Raw genomic sequence first — 20,066 nt, 5'->3', positions numbered from 1 at the left:
AGCAGCCCGATCTCCCGATTTGGTCGTTTTTTAAGCAAGTTTTGCGGTCGGCTTATGGATCAGTGACGAACGCTTTCTCAGTTTCCTCTGTTTTAGCCTACAAACCCGGGTTTCCCGCGAGGATTCCTGATGTTTTTGCCAAGTGGCACAGGCATTGCAGAGTAGGGCACAGATAACCTGTTCCGCTCTCAGGGCCTATGGAGGCACAGCGGCAGCGACAGCATATTTGCGTGCGCCGATCGATTGCAGGGTCGCCGCCGTATCGGTGCGCGCGTGAGAGGAAGGGTGATACACATGGCATTTTTCAGAAAAATGACTTTGGGCCTCGCTGCTGTAAGTACGGCGCTTGGCATGACTGCCGGCAGCGCATTTGCGCTGGACAACGTCACCTTCGGCACCAACTGGCTGGCCGAGCCGGAGCATGGCGGCTTCTATCAGGCCATCGTTGATGGCACATATGATAAGTATGGTCTCAAGGTGAAGATCGTTCAGGGCGGACCACAAGCAGCAAACCGCGCGCTGTTGCTGGCTGGCAAGATTGATTTCTACATGTCGGGCAACATGCTGGCGCCAATGAATGCTTTGGCGCAGGACATTCCCGTCGTTGAGGTCGCCGGTATTTTCCAGAAAGACCCACAGGTGCTGCTGGCTCACCCGGATCAGGGTCTCGAAACCATTGATGATCTGGCGAAGCTGCCGACCATTTTCATGGCCAAGGAAGGGTTCTCCTCTTATTTTCAGTGGTTGAAGTCCAAGGACAAGGGCTTTCATGACAGCCAGTACAAGCCGTATTCCTTTAGTCCAGCTCCCTTCCTTGCAGACAAGAAGTCTGCTCAGCAGGGCTATGTGACGTCCGAGCCTTATGCGATTGAAAAGGTCGGTGGCATGAAGCCGAAGATCTTCCTTTTGGCAGACAACGGCTGGGCCACCTATTCGACCTTGATTGAAGCGCGCAAGGATTTTGTCGCCAAGAACAAGGATTTGGTGCAACGATTTGTCGATGCGTCGATCATTGGCTGGTATCACTATCTCTACGGCGACAATACGGCCGCAAACGCGCTGATCAAAAAAGAAAATCCGGATATGACTGATGGTCAGATCGCTTATTCGATCAAGGCGATGAAGGATTATGGGTTGGTGGATTCTGGCGATACGCTGACCAAAGGCATTGGCTGTATGACCGACGCGCGTCAGAAGACCTTCTACGATCAGATGAGCGGTGCGGGCGTCATTCAGGCCGGTCTCAAGATCACCGATGCCTATACGACAGAGTTCGTGTGCAAGGGCGTTGGCCTCGATCAGAAGAAATAATAACGAGATCCGCCATTTCATTTTGTCGAGAGGTGAGGCTGTATATCCGGGCGTGTTCGGCGATGATCTGATGATTGTCGGCCACGTGGCGTTTCGGTCGCCCAATCGGGCAGTCTTCCCTGTAAGCGCCGGCTTCTGGCGTAAAACGGAGCTTGTTCCTTGTTAGCAGAAACTACAAGAATGCCACGCTCGTCTAATCCTCAAGACGGCAAGCCGCTTGTCGCCCTGTCCGGGGTGTCCAAGGTGTTCTCAAACGGCACCACAGCCCTTCATGACATGAACCTCTCGGTCAATCAGGGGGAGTTCGTCAGTCTTCTAGGTCCGTCCGGTTGCGGCAAATCCACTGCCTTGCGCATCATTGCCGGGTTGGGAGAGACCTCGTCCGGGTCGCTTGACTGGCCCACTTCCGGCTATGACGCATCTGGCTAAGGCTACGCCGGAAATCAGCTTCGTCTTTCAGGAGCCGACGTTGATGCCTTGGGCGACCGTTTTCAAAAACGTTTGGCTGCCTTTGCGCCTCAAGGGTCAGTCGAAATCGGCTTCCCGTGACGCGGTGATGGAGGCCTTGTCGATGGTGGGTCTGGAGAGTTTCGCCGATGCGTATCCGCGCGAACTGTCTGGTGGCATGAAAATGCGCGTATCGATTGCGCGTGCATTGGTTACGCGTCCCAAGATCCTGCTGATGGACGAGCCTTTTGCTGCCCTCGATGAGATCACGCGGTTCAAGTTGAACAACGATCTTTTGCGGTTGTGGGAGCAGTTCGGCTGGACCGTGATCTTCGTGACACACTCGGTCTATGAATCCGTCTATCTGTCGAGCCGCATCGTGGTGATGGCCGCGCGTCCGGGCCGTGTTGTCAATGACATGGCGATTGACGCTCCCTATCCTCGTGGCGACGAGTTCCGCACATCCGATGTCTACAACAGCTACTGCCGGGAGGCCTCCAACGCGCTTCACACGGCTATGGAGGCGAACGATCATCTATGACTGACGCTGCACCAATTTCAGGTCCTGTTGCCGCTGCGCCCTCTCAATCCAGTGCTATGTCTGGAGGGGTGCCTTTTGTTGCCGCAGATGTTCGGGGCGCAAGTGTGCGGCGCGAGGCTCTGCGGACAAGAATCCTGAAGGTTGTCGTGCCCGTCTTCATGCTGGTGCTGCTGGTTATTATCTGGGCCTGTGTACGTCGCGGCCTACAATGTGCCGCATTACATTCTGCCAAGCCCCTTACGCGTGGCTGAAGCGCTTGTCACAGACTGGGGCATTCTGTCCAGCGCCTTGCTGGTGACATTGAAGATCACCTTCAGTGCGCTGGGCATTGCGCTTGTCGGTGGTGTGGCTCTGGCCATCCTGATGACCCAGTCGCGCTGGTTCGAACTGGCGCTCTATCCCTATGCGGTGGTTTTGCAGGTCACGCCGATCGTTGCAATTGCGCCGCTGATCCTGATCTATGCGCCAAGCACACAGGCCGCGCTGCTGATCTGTGCTTGGATCGTCGCCTTTTTCCCTATTTTGTCCAACACGACCCAAGGTATCAAATCGACAGACCACAACCTGCTGAATCTGTTCGAGCTGTATGGCGCAAGCCGGTGGAAGACGTTGGTGCTTCTTCAGTTGCCCAACGCCTTGCCGTATTTCCTGGCGGGCCTGCGCATTGCCGGAGGGTTGGCGCTGATCGCCGCAGTGGTAGCTGAATTTGCGGCGGGCTCGGCCGGGGCGCAATCGGGTCTAGCCTACCGTCTTCTGGAAGCACAGTTCCGCCTGAATATTCCCCGCATGTTCGCAGCCCTGTTCCTGCTGTCCCTGACCGGTATTCTCATCTTCGCATTGACCAGCCTCGTGTCCCATCTTGCCCTGCGCAAATGGCATGAAAGCGCATTGCGCCGGGAGAATTGAGGTATGTTCGATGATCTGGAACAGGCGTTGACAGGCAATGCCCTCCTTGCCAATGCCAGGGTACCTGCCTGTCTGGTGTCTGGGGTGTCATTGGCCGGTTTGGGAGATGATCTTGTTCTGGTCGATCTTGAGGTGCGGGATGGCATCCTCAAATCGATCACGCCCTCCTTGCCAAATGGCATGGCGTCGGCCCGTACCTCTGATTTGACAGTCGTTGATCTGGATCAGGGCATGGTGCTGCCGACTTTTGTTGATCTGCACACGCACCTCGACAAGGGTCATATTACACCGCGGCGGGTCAACCCGAATGGCAGTTTTCCGGGCGCGCTTGAAGCTGCCGGGCAAGACAGAGTGGCGTTTTGGGATGCCGAAGATGTGCGCCGCCGCATGGACTTCGCCTTGCGCTGCGCCTGGGTCCATGGAACATCTGCCATCCGCACGCATATCGACAGTCTGCCGCCACAGGATGCGATTTACCTGGCCTGTTTTCGAAGAGCTGCGGGAAGACTGGCGTGGCCGTGTCGAGCTGCAAGGATCCTGTCTTTTCGGAGCGGATCGGGTGAGCCTTGATCCGGGCTTTCTCGCGCGAATTGCAGATCGAATGGTGGCATGCGGGGGCACGCTGGGTGCCGTGACCTATATGTCTCCGACTTTGAAGCTGGATCTGCACCACATCTTTCGGGCGGCGATGGACAGAGGTCTGAGCCTTGATTTTCACGTCGATGAAACGGCCGATACCTCTGCAGTCTCCTTGCGCATGATCGCGGAAGCGGCGCTGGATGCTGGGTTTGACGGCAAGATCGTGTGCGGCCATTGCTGCTCGCTGGCGCGTCAGGACGATGTCATTGCTGATGAGACACTGGATCTGGTGGCGCGGGCCGGTATCGGTATCGTGACGTTGCCCATGTGCAATATGTATCTTCAGGATCGTCAGACTGGTCGAACGCCGCGCTGGCGGGGGGTAACCCTGGTACATGAGATGAAGGCGCGCGGTATCCCCGTTGCCGTTGCCTCCGACAACACCCGCGATCCGTTTTATGCCTATGGCGACCTCGATATGAGCGAAGTCTATACGCAGGCAACCCGCATCCTGCACCTTGATCATCCGGTTGGCGACTGGATCACCAGCGCAACGCGCATCCCCGCGAATCTGATGGGGATTGACGCCGGATGTCTGAAGCCGGGAATGCCCGCCGATCTGATCGTCTTGCGGGCACGGAACTGGAGCGAATGGCTCGCGCGCCCGCGCGGTGCACGTGCTGTCCTGCGCAAGGGCTGCAAAGTAACCGACGCTTTGCCGGACTACCGCGAACTGGATGACCTGATGATGAAGAAGGAAGCCTCTCATGAGCCGCATTGAACAGGTCAAAGCCGATCTCGAGGGTCTGCAGATCGAGGATAATCCGCGGATCGTCAAACAGAAGAGCCGGGACTTCTTCTGGTATTCGCCGGTGCTCAAAGAGCAGCTCGACCATGTCAGCGGCGAGCTTGTGGTGACGCCGACAACCGAAGACGACGTGCGCCGGGTGCTTGCTGTCTGTTATGCGCATGATGTGCCGGTTACTGTGCGCGGTGCGGGCACGGGCAATTATGGTAAGGCGATGCCACTTTCCGGTGGGGTGGTGCTGAACCTTGCGGAGATGGACCGGGTCAAGGACATCCGGCCCGGTCGCGTCATTGTTGAGCCGGGGGCCATTATTTCGAAGATCGACACGGCCACGCGCCTGCATTCCGGTCAGGAAATGCGGCTGCATCCCTCGACATACCGAATGGCCACCATTGGCGGTTTCATCGCTGGTGGTTCCGGCGGTGTCGGGTCTATCAATTGGGGCGGGCTGCGGGATCTGGGCAACGTCATCCGCCTGCGGGTTCTGACCATGGAGGCTGAACCGCGTGTGCTGGAACTGACTGGCAATGACTTGCAAAAGGTCATGCATGCCTATGGTACCAATGGTGTCATCACCGAGATCGAAATGCCGTTGACGGCTGCCTATGACTGGGTCGATGTGCTCGTTGGTCATGATAGCTTCATCGAGGCTGCCGAATTTGCCGATGCTCTTGGCAATCAGGATGGTTTGCTGCTGAAGGAAGTGTCGCCGGTGGCCGCCCCCGTGCCGCACGATTATTTTCTGCGTCATGCCAAGTTCATCCGCCGGGATCAGTCGGTGACGATCTGTATGGTTGCTTCCTTCGCCATGGATGCATTTGTCACATTCATGCAGCGCTTTACCCAAGCATCGCTCCTGTATCGCGCCGATTTGGCAAGCGAAGAGGAAAAAAAGGGCCTTCCGCCGGCTTATGAGCTGGCCTGGAATCACACCACCTTGCGCGCCTTGCGGGTTGATCCATCCATCACCTATCTGCAGGTTCTGTATCCCTTTCCGGACCACTTGCAGAAGATTGCGAGAATGGCGGAGCTTTTGGGCGATGAGGTGCCAGAGCACCTGGAGTTCGTGCGCTTCGACGGCAAGATCACCTGCTTCGGCCTGCCGCTGGTCCGGTATTCAAGCGAAGAGCGGCTTAACGAGATCATCCGCCTTTATGAGGACAACGGCTGCCCGGTGTTCAATCCACACCGCTACACGCTGGAAGAAGGTGGCATGAAGCAGACCGACGAAAGTCAATTGTCGTTCAAACGGGAAGCAGACCCAAAGGGCTTGCTCAATCCAGGCAAGATGATTGCCTGGGAAAATCCCGATTACGATTACACCTCCGACAAGGTGTTTCTGTTCCCCGGTCTGCAAACGGCATAGGCGTCTTGGCCACCGCCCGGATCCATTTTTGTTTTATGTAATTGCTCAGGAGTTTCTGCCCGATGCGTACCATGGTTCTCTTTTCTCATCCGGTTGAAAACAGCTTTGCTGCGGCCTTGCATCGGGAGGTCTTGAGCGGATTGCGGGACGCAGGACATGAGATCGACAATTGCGACCTCTATGAGGAAGGCTTCAATCCGATCTTGAGCCGGGAAGAGCGGTTGAACTACCACGACAAAGATATCAATCGGGAAACGGTTGCGCCTTATGTCGAGCGCCTTTTGAAGGCGGAGGCCCTGGTGATTGTCACGCCTGTTTGGAATTATGGCTATCCTGCCATCCTCAAGGGATTCATGGACCGGGTGTTTCTGCCCGGCGTGTCGTTCGATATGGAAGACGGAAAGGTGGTCGCCTGTCTGACCAACATCCGCAAGGTGGCGATCATCACCACCTATGGTGGGTCGTGGTTGCGAACCTTTCTCGTGGGGGATCCGCCACGCAAGATCGGGGTGCGAGTGTTCCGAGGCATCACGCGGTCGATCACGCCGGTGAAATATATGGCGCTCTATGACATGAACCGAGCCGGGGAAACGCGCCGCAAAGGCTTTTTGCAAAAGGTTGGTGCGCAGATGCGGCGCTTTTGAAGGGGGCTTCAGGAGGGCCGATTAACCCTTCAGGAAACCGACAATTGAAGTTTTGCCTTTCGGGGCCTATTTCACAAGGGAACTCTTGACGAAACTGGACCTCTGCAAAGTTGAACGATGGCGCGTAAAACACTGGACGAAGATAGGGGTGCCCGCCGGGCGGCAGAGCTGAAGAAACGCTTCGGCAAAGTGTCGCGCAGATCTTTCAGGCGCAGCCCCTTGTCCCGGCCGGCGCAGGGGCAATCTCGTCGGGGGATGCGGTCCAGCGCATCCTTTCAAAAGTCCCTGATCATCTGGATCTGTATCGCCGTCGTTGCATTGATGTTGGGATCGGTGCTCACCTGATTTGCGCTTCGCCCGGAGCTGTGTCATCAGAGAGGCAGCAGAAGACGGGTCGTGAGGCGTGAATGAGCGATGAAACCGGGCCCGACAGGGCAGGTTTTCCAGAGAACGGACGGGCAGGGGCTCCCGAATACCCGCCCTCGCCCAAGCGCCTGACGCTAGGGCATATTGCGGATAAGCTCGGGCTCTCTACCGCAACCGTTTCACTTGCTTTACGAGACAATTCAGCGATTTCTGCCGAAACGCGCAAGCGTGTCAAGGCGGCGGCGGAAGAGCTTGGCTACATTCACAATCGTTCCGCGGCATCGCTGCGCACGGCGCGCAGCCAGATCATTGGCTTCGCTGTCCACGATGTCTTTAGTCCGCATTTTTCCGACATCTTCGTTGCTCTTGAAGAAACCCTTGAAGATCAGGGGCAGATGATCGTTGTTTGCAGCCATCGCAATGACATTGAGCGTCAGCGTGCCTTCATCACCACTTTGTTGCAGCAACGTGCCGACGGTCTGGTGTTGTGCCCGGCGGCAGGCACGGGGCAGGAAGAGGTCAATCGGCTGGTTGGTCAGGGCATTCCGGTGACGTTGTGCGGGCGTAATATTCCATGGCGCTTGGGCACCGTTTGTGGGCGGTGATGATCGTCTTGGCGGCAATGCGATTACCCGACATCTGATTGAGCGTGGCCATCGACGGATTGCTTTTGCTGGTGGTTTGCGTGGCACATCCACCGGGCAGGAGCGGCGAGAAGGCTGGCGCAAGGCGTTGTTGCGGGCAAATTTTGATCCCGGCGCACAGCTCGATATCTCCGATTTGCTAACCCGCATGGATGGCTTCAATTGCGTTGATCAGTTGCTGGAGGCATCCGAGCGCCCGACGGCGGTCGTGTGCTTCAATGATCTCGTCGCCTGGGGCATTATCGACGGGTTGCGCAAGCGTGGATTGGAGCCGGGTCGCGATCTGGCCGTTACCGGGTACGGCGATATTGAGGGGGCAGACATTGTGACGCCCTCCTTGACGACCATGGACAACAACCCGGACAAGATCGGCAAGTTGAGTGCCCTGACTTTGATGCGTCAGGTCGCCGGAGAACGGGTGCCCTATCGGCCGATCCTCATTGAACCGGAACTCTGTTTGCGAGAAAGCTCCATCCTCTTTACCCATCAGAGACAGCGCTGACACGGCTTGTGCCGAGGCTTTTCGGCGTGTGTCATCTGAACAGGTCTCGGCGTTTCTGGTGTTTGTTGAAGTCTGTGTGCTGGACAATGCGTGAAGCTGCCTTGCAGCTCGGGTGTGAACCTGCTTTCTTGGTCGAAAGATCAGGGTCCTGATCTCGTGATCTCCTTGAAAAGATGAAGGATGCAGAATGGCCTCGCCTGAAATCTATATGCCCCGCCCCATGCGCGATCTGATTGCCACACAGTTGGAAGAGCAGTTCACGGTGCACAAAGGTTATGAAGCGGATGAGCTGGCTACTCTGATCGAGGAATGTGGTGCGTCAATCACAGGTGCGGCAGTCGTTGGTGCGCGCGTTGATCAGGCCTTTCTGGATCAGTTCCCCAATCTTCAGATTGTGGCCAATTTCGGCGTCGGCTATGACAATATTGATGCGGCGGCTTGTGCTGCGCGCGGTGTCATGGTGACCAATACACCTGATGTCCTGACGGACGAAGTGGCTGACACTGCGATTGCGCTTTTGCTGATGGCGACACGTGAGTTGCCGAAGGCCGAGCGTTGGATCCGAGACGGAAATTGGGAATCCAAAGGCGCTTTCGCCCTGACCCGCGGCACGTTGCGCAATCGCAAGATGGGCATCATGGGCCTTGGGCGCATCGGCAAGGCGATTGCCACACGGGCAGAGGCGTTCGGGCTGGAAATTCATTATCATGGTCGGCACAAGCAGGACGATGTTGCGTATCCGTATCATGCGACGCTGAAAGGCATGGCCGAGATTTGTGATACGCTGATGGTTGTGGCTCCGGGCGGGGCTTCGACGCATCATGCCGTCGATGCTGGAGTGCTGTCGGCGTTGGGCGCAGAGGGTGTTCTGGTCAATATTGGGCGTGGCACGGTGGTTGATGAAACTGCCCTGATCGCGGCGCTTCAAAACCAGACCATTCTTGCGGCTGGACTGGATGTTTTCGAAGATGAACCGAAGGTGCCTCAGGCGCTGGTCGAGTGTTCCAATGCAGTGCTCTTGCCGCATGTCGGCTCGGCCTCGGTTCACACACGCGATGCCATGGGCCAGCTTGTCGTCGACAATCTGAAAGCCTGGTTCAAAACTGGCAAGGTCGTTACTCCGGTTGCGGAGACGCCCAACAAAGCGTGACCCTGGCGAGGATCATTGCGTGTTGGCTTCGCCGGTTGATGTCAGGATTATGATGTGTTGTCCGGTGATCCTCTGGTCGCGGGTCCATGACCTTAGCCTTAATCTGGCGCGTCTTGACGGGCGCGCCCCTCCCATTCGCTGCGGCGAATGCCTATATCCGGCGTGACTGGGCCATGGGCGATCCCCAAATGGCTCCCACGCAATTGCTTTTGAGGTATTCATCATGTCCACCACACAGGACAGTGCGTCCAAGCAAATTCCGGTGACGGTTCTGACCGGCTATCTCGGGTCTGGAAAGACGACACTTCTCAATCGCATTCTCAGCGAAAACCATGGCCAGAAATATGCCGTGATCGTCAATGAGTTTGGCGAGGTTGGTATCGACAACGATCTTCTTGTCGAATCCGACGAGGAAATCTTCGAAATGAACAATGGCTGCATCTGCTGTACGGTGCGCGGTGATCTGATCCGCACGGTTCAGAACCTGATGAAGCGCCGTGGTTCGTTTGATGCGATCATCGTGGAAACCACAGGCGTGGCCGATCCGGCTCCGGTGGCGCAGACGTTCTTCATGGATGATGAAGTGCGTGCAGCCGCCAAGTTGGATGCCGTTGTGGGTGTGGTAGATGCCCGCCACGTGCTTCAGCGTCTGGACGACACCGGGGAAGCTGAAGATCAGATTGCCTTCGCCGATGTCATCTTGCTGAACAAGATCGATCTGGTGGATGCGGCCGAGCTGGCAACGGTGGAAGCGCGCATTCGCAAGATCAACCCCTATGCCGTCATCCACAAGACGGAACGGTGTGCCATCGACTTGCAGGCCGTGCTCGACAAGGGAGCTTTTGACCTGGATCGCATTCTGTCGCTTGATCCACATTTTCTTGAACATGGTCACCACGCGGACGACTGCGGTCCCGACTGCGATCATGATCACCATCATCACGGTCATGATCATGAACACGGGCATGACCACCATCATCATGATGAAGATGAAAACCCGCATTCGGTGAAAAGTGTCTCTCTTCAGGCGGGCGACCTTGATCCCAATCTGTTTTTTCACTGGATCAATCAGGTTACGCAGATTGACGGTCCCAATATCCTGCGTCTCAAAGGCATTCTGGCGTTCAAGGGCGATCCGCAGCGCTATGTGCTTCAGGGCGTTCACATGATTGTTGAAGGCGACCATCAGCGTGACTGGAAGCCGGATGAGCCGCGTGAAAGCCGTCTTGTTTTCATCGGGCGCAATCTTGACTTCGACCAGATTGCGCAGAGCTTCGAGCCTGCATCGCCGAAGTCTGAGGAGAGCAACTTGCCAACACTTGCACCAGTAGACGTGGACGGCTTTGTCGTCCGCGCCGGATTCCTGAATGACACGGCCTTCTTCGCCAATGGTGAAGGGGAAGTGATTTTCGTTAATGGCAAACAGACAGTCTACCGCGCGCACAAGGGCGGCATTCTGGCCTGTGCAAAAGCGCTGGCCGGTGATGGCCTGATCACGTCGGGCGATGATGGCAAGATCATTCGCGTGGCGACGGACGGTTCGGCCGAGGTGCTGGCCGAGCGCCCACGCAAGTGGATCGATCTGATCGCGAGCGGCCCGTCCGGTGCTGTCGCTTTCGCCTCCGGGCGCACAGCGTGGGTACGTCTTGCGGATGGCACGGAAAAAGAGTTTTCGCATGAGCGCGCCGTCGGCGGGCTGGCCTTTGCGCCCAAGGGATTACGTCTTGCGGTTGGCCGCTACGATGGCGTTACTCTGTGGTGGGGCAATGCGGCAGGTGAGCCGCAAACCTACAATTGGAAGGGCGCTCATCTGGACGTCACCTTCTCGCCGGATGGCAAATATCTGGTGACCTCCATGCAGGAAAATGCTCTGCATGGTTGGCGGATGGCTGACGCGCAGGACATGCGTATGACAGGCTATCCCGGTAAGGTGAAATCCTGGAGTTGGTCAAAGAAGGGACGCTATCTTGCGACAGCGGGTGCCAACGCCGCCATTTGTTGGCCGTTCTTTGGCAAGACCGGCCCCATGGGCCAAACACCCTTGCAATTGGGTGTGCGAGGCGATGCACTGGTGACCAGTGTTGCTTGTCACCCCAAGGAAGACGTTGTTGCCGTTGGTTATCAGGATGGCATGGTGATGATGTGCCGATTGGAGGACAATGCAGAAGTGCTGCTGCGTCGCCCCGGCAAGGCCAGGATTTCGGCTCTGGCATGGGATGATCACGGAACGCGCCTGGTGTTTGGCTCTGAGGACGGCGAAGCCGGGATTGTTTCCCTGCTCTGAACAACGGGACGGTTGATGGATACGATTACGTCGTCTGGTGGCATGGTGGTTGCCCCGCATCGGGCCGCCGCCGAGGCGGGGGCCGAGATTCTTGCAGAAGGTGGATCGGCCATTGAGGCGATGATCGCTGCGGCTGCCACCATCGCCGTTGTCTATCCGCATATGAACTCGATTGGCGGCGACGGGTTTTGGCTGATGTCCGAGCCACGCAAGGACCCCCGTGCGCTGATGGCCTGTGGGGCTGCCGGATCGTTGGCCAGACCTGAACTGTACCACCGTGCTGGTCATGGCAGCGTTCCAACCCGAGGGCCTCTTGCTGCCCTGACGGTTGCCGGCACGGTTGGCGGATGGGCCAAGGCACATGAAGCGGCTACGAGCATCAATGCCGCGCGGTTGCCGCGCGGCGATCTGATGGCGACGGCTGTGCGACATGCCAAGGATGGCATCGCGGTGTCGAGGTCTCAAGCGGCCCTGACCAGGGACAAACTTTCTGAACTCGAAGCTCAGCCAGGCTTTGCCGATGTCTTTTTGAAAGATGGCAAGCCGCTTGCGCAAGGGGACATACTCAGGCAGGAGCGTCTGGCTGATACGCTGGAACATCTCGGGCATGCTGGATTTGATGATTTCTACCGTGGCGACGTCGGGCACTCCATCGCCGAGGATCTGGAGCGTATTGGCGCGCCGGTGACGCAGGCGGATCTGGAGGCCTTCGAGGCGAAGTTCCGCGATCCGCTCAAGGTGCATTTGAAGCAGGGCACGATTTTCAACACGCCACTGCCGACGCAAGGTCTGGCCTCCGTCGTTCTTCTCGGGCTCTTTGATCGTCTGGACTTGCCGCCGCGCGAAGGGGCGCCCTTCGTGCATGGCATGGTGGAGGCGACAAAACGGGCCTTCGATTTGCGCGATCAGGTGGTGACGGATCCGGCTCATAGTGATCACAAGGTGCGGGATTATCTGACGCCGGAGTGGCTGGCAGAGGAAGCCTCTCTGATTGACATGAAGCGGGCGCAAGACTGGCGGCGCGCCGGCGATCTGGGCGACACCATCTGGATGGGCGCGGTGGATGCGCAAGGCATCTGCGTGTCCTTCATCCAGTCTACATATTGGGAGTTTGGCTCTGGTTGTGTGCTGCCGGACACGGGCATAGTCTGGCAGAATCGCGGCGCAAGTTTCTCTCTGCGGCCAGATGCCTTGAACGTCCTTGCTCCCGGACGCTTGCCATTTCATACGCTGTCGCCCGCCATGGCTCGACTGAACGATGGCCGGACCATTACCTATGGCACCATGGGTGGCGACGGGCAGCCGCAGTTCCAGTCGGCGATCTTTGCCCGCCATGTGATGCATGGCATGTCGGTTGGCGAGGCGATTGATGCGCCGCGCTGGTTGCTGGGCCGGACCTGGGGCGATGATACAACTGCATTGCGTCTGGAGGACCGTTTTGATCCGGATGTGATCCGCGATCTGGAGCGCCTGGGGCACGAGGTCATGATCTTGCCGGAAGGCTATAGTGATCTTGCCGGTCATGCGGGTATGATCCAGCGCAACAGTCGTGGTGGCCTTGAAGGCGCACATGACCCGCGTGCGGACGGCGGAGCCGCTGTCGCGTAACGGCCAAGGGGCGGAAAGAATATCAATGGATACCATTACCCGGATGCGGTGTTTCATTCAGGTTGTCGACAGCAAGGGCTTTTCGGCAGCCGCCCGCGAGATGGGTCGGTCCAAGGCGCTCGTGTCGAAGTATGTCGGTGAACTGGAAGATGAGCTTGGCGGCCGATTGCTCAACCGGACCACCCGGCAGGTGTCGCTGACGGAAGTGGGCGAGGCCTATTACAAGGAAGCTACGGACATTCTTCAGCGAATCGATGATCTGCATACCTCGGTGCAATCGTCTCATCACGCTGTGCGTGGGCGGCTGAGAATTTCTGCGCCACGGTCCATGGGCGACGGCCTGTTCAACCGCGCCATGATGGAATTTCTGGTCGCCTATCCCGACATCAAACTGGATTTGCGTCTGGATGACCGCATCGTTGATTTGGTTGATGAGGGGTTTGATGCGGCGCTGCGTGTGACGTCGCTGACTGATTCCAGCCTGATTGCTCGCAAATTGGCACCGTTTCGCACTGTCGTCTGTGCATCGCCGCAGGTTTTGGAATTGCATGGTACGCCGACCAACCCGCAGGAGCTGTCCAGCGTTCCCTGCATTGTCGACACCAACTATCGTTTCAAGCAGAACTGGCTGTTTACGCGGGGCGCCGAGAAACAGAATGTCACGGTCAATGGGCCTGTCGAAGTGAACAGTGCGGCAGGCGGACGCGAGGCGGCTATCTGCAATCTGGGTTTTCTGCGCACGCCTTTGACGTTTGTCAGCGACGATCTTGATCATGGCCGCTTGATCCGCATTCTGGACGAGTATGAGCCAGATGATCTGGGGATCTATATCGTTTATCCGCATCGACGTCACTTGACCGGCAAGGTGCGGGCGCTTGTCGATTTTCTGGCGCATTGGTTCAGCGAGCGGCGCAAGGAAGGCATGCCCTGTCCGGGCTGACAGAACGGACCAAACAGGATAAGAACCGGCGTTTGGACGCAGCGTTTCTCACGCGCTGTGGGGCGAGGTGACGGGGTGGTGTTAGGAATGCTTACGATCTGGTCGCGCATCACATCAGTGCTGCTGGCAGTTGCCTGCCTGCTCGGCCTTGCGTTGCCTGCACTGGCGCATCCGCATGTCTTTGTGGAGGTCCACGCGACACTTGTCTTCAATGACAAGGGGATGGCTGATGCGATCAAATATGTTTTCCGTTTTGATGATGCCTATACCGCCTATGCCCTGCAGGGGTTCGACAAGAACGGCGATGGCAAATACAGCCAGTCGGAATTGGCAGACCTTGCCAAGGTGAACATCACCGGCATGAAGGATTTCGGCTATTTCACGTTTGGCGATAACACGCGGGCGGAATTGGATTTCGAGAATCCGCCGAAGGGCTATTTCCTGAAACTGGTGGATGTTCCGCTGCATGACTATTGGGCCTTGAAGCCGCAGGATTTCGCCGCGATCAAGGAAGATGCAGAGCGCAACGGAACCAAGATCCCCAAGACAGTGTCGTTGCTTGAGTTGCATTTCACCTTGCCGTTCAAACAGGCCAGCGAAGCGACGCAGCCGATCACGCTTGACGTCTATGATCCGACGTATTTTGTCGACTTTCGCTTTGCCAAGACCGGCACGGCGCTGAAGGTGGAAAATGCTCCGGTTCAGTGCACGATGACGCGCAAGGATCCGCCGCCGCTTGATGATGTCGCTGCCTATGCGCTGGCCCAGATCCCCATGGACCAGCGTCAGATACCGGACAACTTGCGCGCGGCCGCTGCGACCCAGATCAATCAGATGATCGTAACGTGCCCGGATGCGCCTGCGACCGGAACCGCCAATGGACTGGTGGGCGGTGGCAAAGTGGCAGCGGACGCCAATGGTGGCGCTGTCATGGATGCGGGTGCCATCACCGGTTTGGTGATTGGTGGATCTGGTGGCAATGGGCAGAGTCTGAGCGACGTGGCAGCAAATCAGCGGGTTGCGGATGATTTTCAGTCGATGCAGACAAAGACACCAGTCTCACCGCCTGCGCCATCGCAAGCTGCCGATGCGGCGGTAACAGCCAAGGGCAATGGGTTTTTAAGTGGATTGTCCAACCGGTTTTTCGGCGTTATCGCCAGCGCGCAGGCGACATTTTATCACAAGCTGATCAACGCGATGCGGGCCTTCCGGGTCAACCCGCATGCGGCGTTGTTCCTGATGGGATTATCGTTTCTTTATGGCATTTTTCATGCAGCTGGACCGGGGCACGGCAAGGCCGTGATTTCATCTTATCTGATTGCCAACAACGAAGCCTTGCGCAAGGGCATCGTGTTGTCGTTCCTCTCGGCCTTTGCTCAGGCCGTGACGGCTGTGGCGTTGATCGGAGCAGCGGCCATCCTGTTGAACATGACGAGTATCGCCATCAGCAATACGGCGCGCTGGTTCGAGGTGGGGTCCTACGCCATGGTGACCGGGCTTGGGGCTGTCCTTCTCTGGCAAAAGCTGCTGGCTCCGATGTTAGGGCGTGGTCACAGCCACAGCCATGAGACGGCTCATGTCCACGGCGATCATTCGCACCATCACCTCCACGCCGACCATGATCACAGCGCGCATGGTCATCACCATGAGGACGCGCATGGGATGGAGGTTTGCTCTACCTGTGGTCATGCCCATGCGCCGACACCTGCAATGGTGCAGGGGCATATCTCTCCACGCAAAGCGCTGTCGATCATTCTGGCAGTGGGACTGCGGCCCTGTTCCGGCGCCTTGATTGTTCTGGTCTTTGCCTTGTCGCAAGGCATGATCTGGGCTGGAATTGCCGCAACCTTCGCCATGGCGGTGGGAACGGGCATTACTGTTTCCCTGCTCGCAGCGCTTGCCGTCGGCGCAAAGGGCCTTGCTCTGCGCCTGTTTGGCTATCAGTCGAATGCGGGCATGCGGGTAGTCCGCGTGATCGAAGCGCTTGCGGCTCTGTTTGTGTTCACGTTGGGTATCACGATGTTGATCGCGGCGGTCGGGTGGGGTGAAAATTCTTTCAATGCTATTCCGACTTAGCAAAGAAACGGACTTTTGATTTTAAGTTGACTTGACCTATCCCTCCTGTCCTTCCTCAAAGTGAAGGTGGACTTGATCAGTAAACGATGTAAGCTCCTCTTGGAGGAGACGTTTCGTTCTATTTGGGAGGAGAACTAATGGATCGTCGTTCGTTTTTTAAAGCGAGTGCGCTTGGGGCTGGTGGAGCGGTTCTCAGCGGTGGTCTGGCCGCCCCTGCAATTGCGCAGGGACAGCCAGGAAATGGTCATTGTTTCAACCTTGGCCACGAGATTTTCCGGGGCTTGGGACATCGGCGCAGCGTTTGGCTGCGCGTATTGCAGATCTTAGCGAAGGTCGCATCAATGTGCAGTATTTTGCTGCCGGCGAACGTGTTGGAGCGTTTGATTCCTTCGATGCAACGGCGTCGGGCAACGCCCAGGCCTATGTCGCTGTTGACTATTACTGGAAGGGCAAGCATCCAGGCTACGCCTATTTTGCAGCGGTTCCCTTCGGTCTGACGGCAACGGAAATGAACGCCTGGGTGCGCTACGGCGGCGGGCAGGCGCTTTGGGACAAGCTGTCTGATCAGTTCGGCATCAAGCCGTTTGCCTGTGGCAATACGGGTTGTCAAATGGGGGGCTGGTTCAACAAGGAAGTTCAGACCGCTGACGACCTCAAGGGTCTCAAGATGCGTATTCCGGGTCTTGGTGGCGACGTCATGTCAAAGCTGGGTGTGTCGGCTGTGTCATTGCCCGGCGGTCAGATCTACGAAAACCTCGTGTCTGGGGCCATTGATGCGACTGAGTGGGTTGGCCCGTGGAATGACTATTTCATGAAGTTCTATGAAGCTGCCAAATATTACTATCATCCGGGCATGCATGAAGCTAGGGACGATGCTCACACTTGGCGTGAACAAGGCATGGTTGTCTCAGTTGTCTGCAGCAGATCAGAAGATCATCGAGGTTGCTTGCGCGGAAGAAAACGGCAATCAGTTGGACGAATCCAACTACAACAACGGCATCTATCTCGACAAGCTTATCAATGAGCATGGCGTGCAGCTGCGCAAGTTCTCGGATGAGATCTATGATGCGTTTGGCGAAGCGGCTGAAGAGGTTTTCGAGGAGACCATTCAGCACGACGAGTTGACCAAGCAGATCCACGGGAGCTTCCTGAAATCACGCTCTGATGTCGGCCGCTGGATGTTGTTGTCGGATACTGGCTTTACTCAACAGCGCAACCGCGTTCTCGGAATTGAAATCTGAGATTCGAGTGCCGAGTATCGGCTTGAGAAAGAGGGGCTTGGCTCCCTCTTTTTGCTTCGGGACAACACATCGCTGCGGTACTTGCGCCGTGTTTATGACGCCGTATCCTGATGGCTGAGTACCTCAGGCATCCTTGCCCAGACGTTGTGCCCGGTAATCGCGCGCGGCTTTGCCAAAGGCGGCAAACAGCGATTGCGACGGGCTGTCCGTGGCGACCCAATATTCCGGGTGCCATTGCGTTGCGAGGACAAAGCCCTTGGCATTGCGTACGGAGACCGCTTCGATTGTGCCGTCTTCGGCGCGCGCTTCGACGGTCAGGTCCGAGCCGGGAACGCCGACGGCCTGGCGATGGACGGAGTTTACCTCGACACTTGACCCGTCCAGAACCTGAGCAAGTTGGCTGTTTGCTTCGATGCGGATGGGGTGGGCAATGCGAAAGCGTTCGTCCTGATTGTCGGAAGGGGGGCACGGTGATCATTGCGACCGTTGAGGTCTTGAATTTCCGTCAGCAGCGTTCCCCCAAAGGCGACGTTTAGTTCCTGCATCCCGCGGCAGATGGCAAAAACCGGCACGCCCTTGGCGATGGCCTTGCGCAGCAGCGGCAGCGTCGTCGCGTCGCGTTCATCGTCATAGGGGCCGTTTTCTTCGGTTGGTTCTTCGCCATAGAGGGTCGGGTTGACGTTGGAACGCGACCCTGTCGCCAGAACGCCGTCGACCTGACTGAGGACATCGTCCAGATCGATGTCTTCACCGAATGACGGCAGGATCACAGGCAGCGCATTTGACCCGGAGACTACCGCTTTGAGATAGGTGGAGGGGGCCGCATGCCAGCGATATCCGTCGACCGGTTTGACGTCGCTTGTCACGAGAATGAGCGGTTTGTGCATTGCAATGTCCCGGATTGAGCGGTTTTCCGTCGGTTTGACGGTGATTTATACAAGTTTTTCCGCTGCAATTTCCGCAAGGCTGGCGTGTGGGTCAAGGCTTTTGTTTGGGGGCTTTAATTTTGCATATCGCCGTAGCGTAAGAAGATAAATTTCCACTTTGACGAAATGAATATCGCAAAATTTTTCTCGAAACAGGACTTTTTGGGTTCAGTGTCCCTGCTTGCAAGAAATGGCCAAGTGATCGTGATTGGTGGGGGGTGTATAAGTGCGGTGTGGGCGATCTGGACTTGATCTGCGTTTAATGTAACTGTTTATTGCGGGAGATAAAAAAATTATAATGGGAGGCAACGCGGTGGATCGGCGTTCATTTCTGAAATCTGGAGCTGTTGGTGTTGGTGGGACGATTGCGGGAGCCGGTTTGGCTGCCCCGGCGATCGCGCAGGAACGTCATCAGATGGTAATCGTCTCGACATGGCCGCGTGATCTTCCGGGTGTCGGAACATCGGCGCAGCGTCTGGCCAAGCGGCTGGGCGAATTGTCTCAGGGTCGTCTTGATGTGCAATATTTTGCTGCGGGTGAACGCGTTCGCGCCTTCGATTCCTTCGACGAAGTGACATCCGGCAATGCTCAGGCATATCTGGCAGCCGAATATTACTGGAAGGGCAAACATCCGGCTTTTGCCTATTTCACTAATGTGCCCTTTGGCCTGACTTGTCCGGAGTTCAACTCCTGGACCGAGTTCGGTGGTGGGCAAAAGCTGTGGGATGAGCTGACCGACAAGTTCGGTCTGGTGTCCTTTGCGTGTGGCAACACCGGTGTGCAGATGGGCGGCTGGTTCAACAAGGAAATCAATAGCCCGGATGACCTCAAGGGTCTGAAGATGCGCATTCCCGGTCTTGGCGGTGACGTGATGGCCAAGCTGGGCGTGTCTACTGTTTCGCTGCCGGGTGGCCAGATTTACGAAAACCTCATCTCGGGCGCAATCGACGCGACCGAGTGGGTTGGTCCGTGGAATGACTATTTCATGAAGTTCTACGAAGCGGCCAAGTACTATTACTATCCTGGCATGCACGAGCCGGGTGCTGCGACCTCCATGGGTCTCAACAAGGAATGGTATACCAGCCTGCCAGAAGATCTTCAGAACGTCATTCGTGTGGCCTGTGCTGAAGAGAACGGCAAGATGATGGCTGAGACGAACTTCAACAACGGCATCTATCTCAAGAAAATGATTGATGAGAACGGCGTGCAGTTGAAGAAGTTCAACGACGAGGTTTACGAAGCCTTCGGTGAAGCGTCGCAGGAAGTCTTCGACGAATTGCAGCAACACGATGACCTGACGAAGCGGGTACATGAAAGCTTCGCCAAGTCACGCTCCGACGTGGGACGCTGGATGATGCTGGCTGACACAACGTTTACCGAAGAGCGGAATCGCGTTCTCGGCATCACCATTTAGGATAATTTCGGCAGGGACCTTTTTTAAAATGAGGCCCCTGCTGCAATCTCCAAAGCGTTAAAACAGGGGTTTTGGATCATGGGGGAGCCAAAACGGGAGGGCGAAATCGCACCTGCCGATGTTTCCGGTTCTGCGTTTGGATTGTCCGGCGTCATTCGGGTGATCGGTTGGAGTATGCTGGCCGTTCTGGCGGCATTTCTGGCGAACAATTACCTGACCTTTTGGCAAGACCTGCCAGGCTCTGGGTGCTATTGGGGGCAAAGCCCAATGGCAGTCCGAATACGCTTTGGTCCGTGGTTCAGGTGCTGATCTA

General features: G+C 56.9%; 14 protein-coding genes and 5 pseudogenes. 18 read left to right on the top strand and 1 reads right to left on the bottom strand.

Annotated features, from left to right (window positions below; genetic code table 11):
* The first annotated feature begins 294 nt into the window (after positions 1-294).
* From AC0L7U_RS08930 to AC0L7U_RS08855, 16 genes and pseudogenes are all read left to right on the top strand, one after another.
* Positions 295-1,311 (top strand): ABC transporter substrate-binding protein, encoded by a 1,017-nt coding sequence (locus AC0L7U_RS08930; RefSeq protein WP_473695425.1) that lies wholly within the window; start codon positions 295-297, stop codon positions 1,309-1,311.
* A 180-nt stretch (positions 1,312-1,491) separates the two neighbouring features.
* Positions 1,492-2,299, top strand: a pseudogene (locus tag AC0L7U_RS08925) (ABC transporter ATP-binding protein).
* A gap of 56 nt (positions 2,300-2,355) precedes the next feature.
* Positions 2,356-3,205: pseudogene (locus AC0L7U_RS08920) on the top strand (ABC transporter permease).
* Positions 3,206-3,208: 3 nt separating this feature from the next.
* Positions 3,209-4,565, top strand: a pseudogene (locus AC0L7U_RS08915) (cytosine deaminase).
* A complete protein-coding gene (locus AC0L7U_RS08910) occupies positions 4,552-5,958 on the top strand; it encodes an FAD-binding oxidoreductase (RefSeq protein WP_473695423.1) in 1,407 nt (468 codons plus the stop codon). The pseudogene AC0L7U_RS08915 and the gene AC0L7U_RS08910 overlap by 14 nt, the downstream one beginning before the upstream one ends.
* A 62-nt stretch (positions 5,959-6,020) precedes the next feature.
* Complete coding sequence (locus tag AC0L7U_RS08905; RefSeq protein WP_473695421.1) at positions 6,021-6,602, top strand: NAD(P)H-dependent oxidoreductase; 582 nt, start codon at positions 6,021-6,023, stop codon at positions 6,600-6,602.
* Positions 6,603-7,009: 407 nt separating this feature from the next.
* Positions 7,010-7,573 carry a LacI family DNA-binding transcriptional regulator gene (locus tag AC0L7U_RS08900; RefSeq protein WP_473695420.1) on the top strand — a complete coding sequence of 188 codons (564 nt, stop codon included), beginning with the start codon at positions 7,010-7,012 and terminating at the stop codon, positions 7,571-7,573.
* Complete coding sequence (locus AC0L7U_RS08895; RefSeq protein WP_473695418.1) at positions 7,563-8,114, top strand: substrate-binding domain-containing protein; 552 nt, start codon at positions 7,563-7,565, stop codon at positions 8,112-8,114. The genes AC0L7U_RS08900 and AC0L7U_RS08895 overlap by 11 nt, the downstream gene beginning before the upstream one ends.
* 187 nt (positions 8,115-8,301) lie before the next feature.
* Positions 8,302-9,264 carry a 2-hydroxyacid dehydrogenase gene (locus AC0L7U_RS08890; RefSeq protein WP_473695416.1) on the top strand — a complete coding sequence of 321 codons (963 nt, stop codon included), beginning with the start codon at positions 8,302-8,304 and terminating at the stop codon, positions 9,262-9,264.
* 223 nt (positions 9,265-9,487) lie between these two features.
* Positions 9,488-10,555: pseudogene (locus AC0L7U_RS08885) on the top strand (CobW family GTP-binding protein); the annotation flags it as partial.
* Positions 10,556-11,119: 564 nt separating this feature from the next.
* Entirely contained in the window at positions 11,120-11,548 is a 429-nt protein-coding gene (locus AC0L7U_RS08880) for a WD40 repeat domain-containing protein (RefSeq protein ID WP_473695725.1), read from the top strand.
* 15 nt (positions 11,549-11,563) lie between these two features.
* The gene (locus AC0L7U_RS08875; protein ID WP_473695414.1) at positions 11,564-13,156 is read left to right on the top strand and encodes a gamma-glutamyltransferase family protein; all 1,593 of its coding nucleotides are present in this window, start codon (positions 11,564-11,566) and stop codon (positions 13,154-13,156) included.
* Between the two features lie 25 nt (positions 13,157-13,181).
* Positions 13,182-14,096: a LysR family transcriptional regulator gene (locus tag AC0L7U_RS08870; RefSeq protein ID WP_473695412.1), complete on the top strand. Its 915-nt coding sequence runs from the start codon at positions 13,182-13,184 to the stop codon at positions 14,094-14,096.
* A gap of 87 nt (positions 14,097-14,183) precedes the next feature.
* Positions 14,184-16,172, top strand: a complete 1,989-nt coding sequence (locus AC0L7U_RS08865; RefSeq protein ID WP_473695410.1) for a HoxN/HupN/NixA family nickel/cobalt transporter — start codon at positions 14,184-14,186, stop codon at positions 16,170-16,172.
* Between the two features lie 247 nt (positions 16,173-16,419).
* Positions 16,420-17,196: a TRAP transporter substrate-binding protein gene (locus AC0L7U_RS08860; protein WP_473695408.1), complete on the top strand. Its 777-nt coding sequence runs from the start codon at positions 16,420-16,422 to the stop codon at positions 17,194-17,196.
* The gene (locus AC0L7U_RS08855; RefSeq protein ID WP_473695406.1) at positions 17,084-17,413 is read left to right on the top strand and encodes a hypothetical protein; all 330 of its coding nucleotides are present in this window, start codon (positions 17,084-17,086) and stop codon (positions 17,411-17,413) included. The genes AC0L7U_RS08860 and AC0L7U_RS08855 overlap by 113 nt, the downstream gene beginning before the upstream one ends.
* A gap of 123 nt (positions 17,414-17,536) precedes the next feature.
* On the opposite strand, the pseudogene AC0L7U_RS08850 reads toward AC0L7U_RS08855, so the two are convergent.
* Positions 17,537-18,300: pseudogene (locus tag AC0L7U_RS08850) on the bottom strand (gamma-glutamyl-gamma-aminobutyrate hydrolase family protein).
* A gap of 352 nt (positions 18,301-18,652) precedes the next feature.
* Between AC0L7U_RS08850 and AC0L7U_RS08845 the strand changes: the two are divergent.
* A complete protein-coding gene (locus AC0L7U_RS08845; RefSeq protein WP_473695404.1) occupies positions 18,653-19,753 on the top strand; it encodes a TRAP transporter substrate-binding protein in 1,101 nt (366 codons plus the stop codon).
* A gap of 78 nt (positions 19,754-19,831) precedes the next feature.
* A complete protein-coding gene (locus AC0L7U_RS08840; RefSeq protein WP_473695402.1) occupies positions 19,832-20,062 on the top strand; it encodes a hypothetical protein in 231 nt (76 codons plus the stop codon).
* Positions 20,063-20,066: the final 4 nt, after the last annotated feature.

The organism is Roseibium sp. 10G30-5 (genome assembly GCF_055809635.1).
The sequence above is the reverse complement of the archived record's forward strand: the minus strand, read 5'-3'. Positions and strand labels throughout refer to the sequence as shown.

Coding starts and splice junctions, on each gene's coding strand:
- AC0L7U_RS08905 (WP_473695421.1), top strand. CDS start 6,021: ATGCGTACCATGGTTCTCTTTTCTCATCCGGTTGAAAACAGCTTTGCT.
- AC0L7U_RS08880 (WP_473695725.1), top strand. CDS start 11,120: ATGCAGGAAAATGCTCTGCATGGTTGGCGGATGGCTGACGCGCAGGAC.
- AC0L7U_RS08870 (WP_473695412.1), top strand. CDS start 13,182: ATGGATACCATTACCCGGATGCGGTGTTTCATTCAGGTTGTCGACAGC.
- AC0L7U_RS08930 (WP_473695425.1), top strand. CDS start 295: ATGGCATTTTTCAGAAAAATGACTTTGGGCCTCGCTGCTGTAAGTACG.
- AC0L7U_RS08890 (WP_473695416.1), top strand. CDS start 8,302: ATGGCCTCGCCTGAAATCTATATGCCCCGCCCCATGCGCGATCTGATT.
- AC0L7U_RS08865 (WP_473695410.1), top strand. CDS start 14,184: ATGCTTACGATCTGGTCGCGCATCACATCAGTGCTGCTGGCAGTTGCC.
- AC0L7U_RS08840 (WP_473695402.1), top strand. CDS start 19,832: ATGGGGGAGCCAAAACGGGAGGGCGAAATCGCACCTGCCGATGTTTCC.
- AC0L7U_RS08875 (WP_473695414.1), top strand. CDS start 11,564: ATGGATACGATTACGTCGTCTGGTGGCATGGTGGTTGCCCCGCATCGG.
- AC0L7U_RS08910 (WP_473695423.1), top strand. CDS start 4,552: ATGAGCCGCATTGAACAGGTCAAAGCCGATCTCGAGGGTCTGCAGATC.
- AC0L7U_RS08900 (WP_473695420.1), top strand. CDS start 7,010: ATGAGCGATGAAACCGGGCCCGACAGGGCAGGTTTTCCAGAGAACGGA.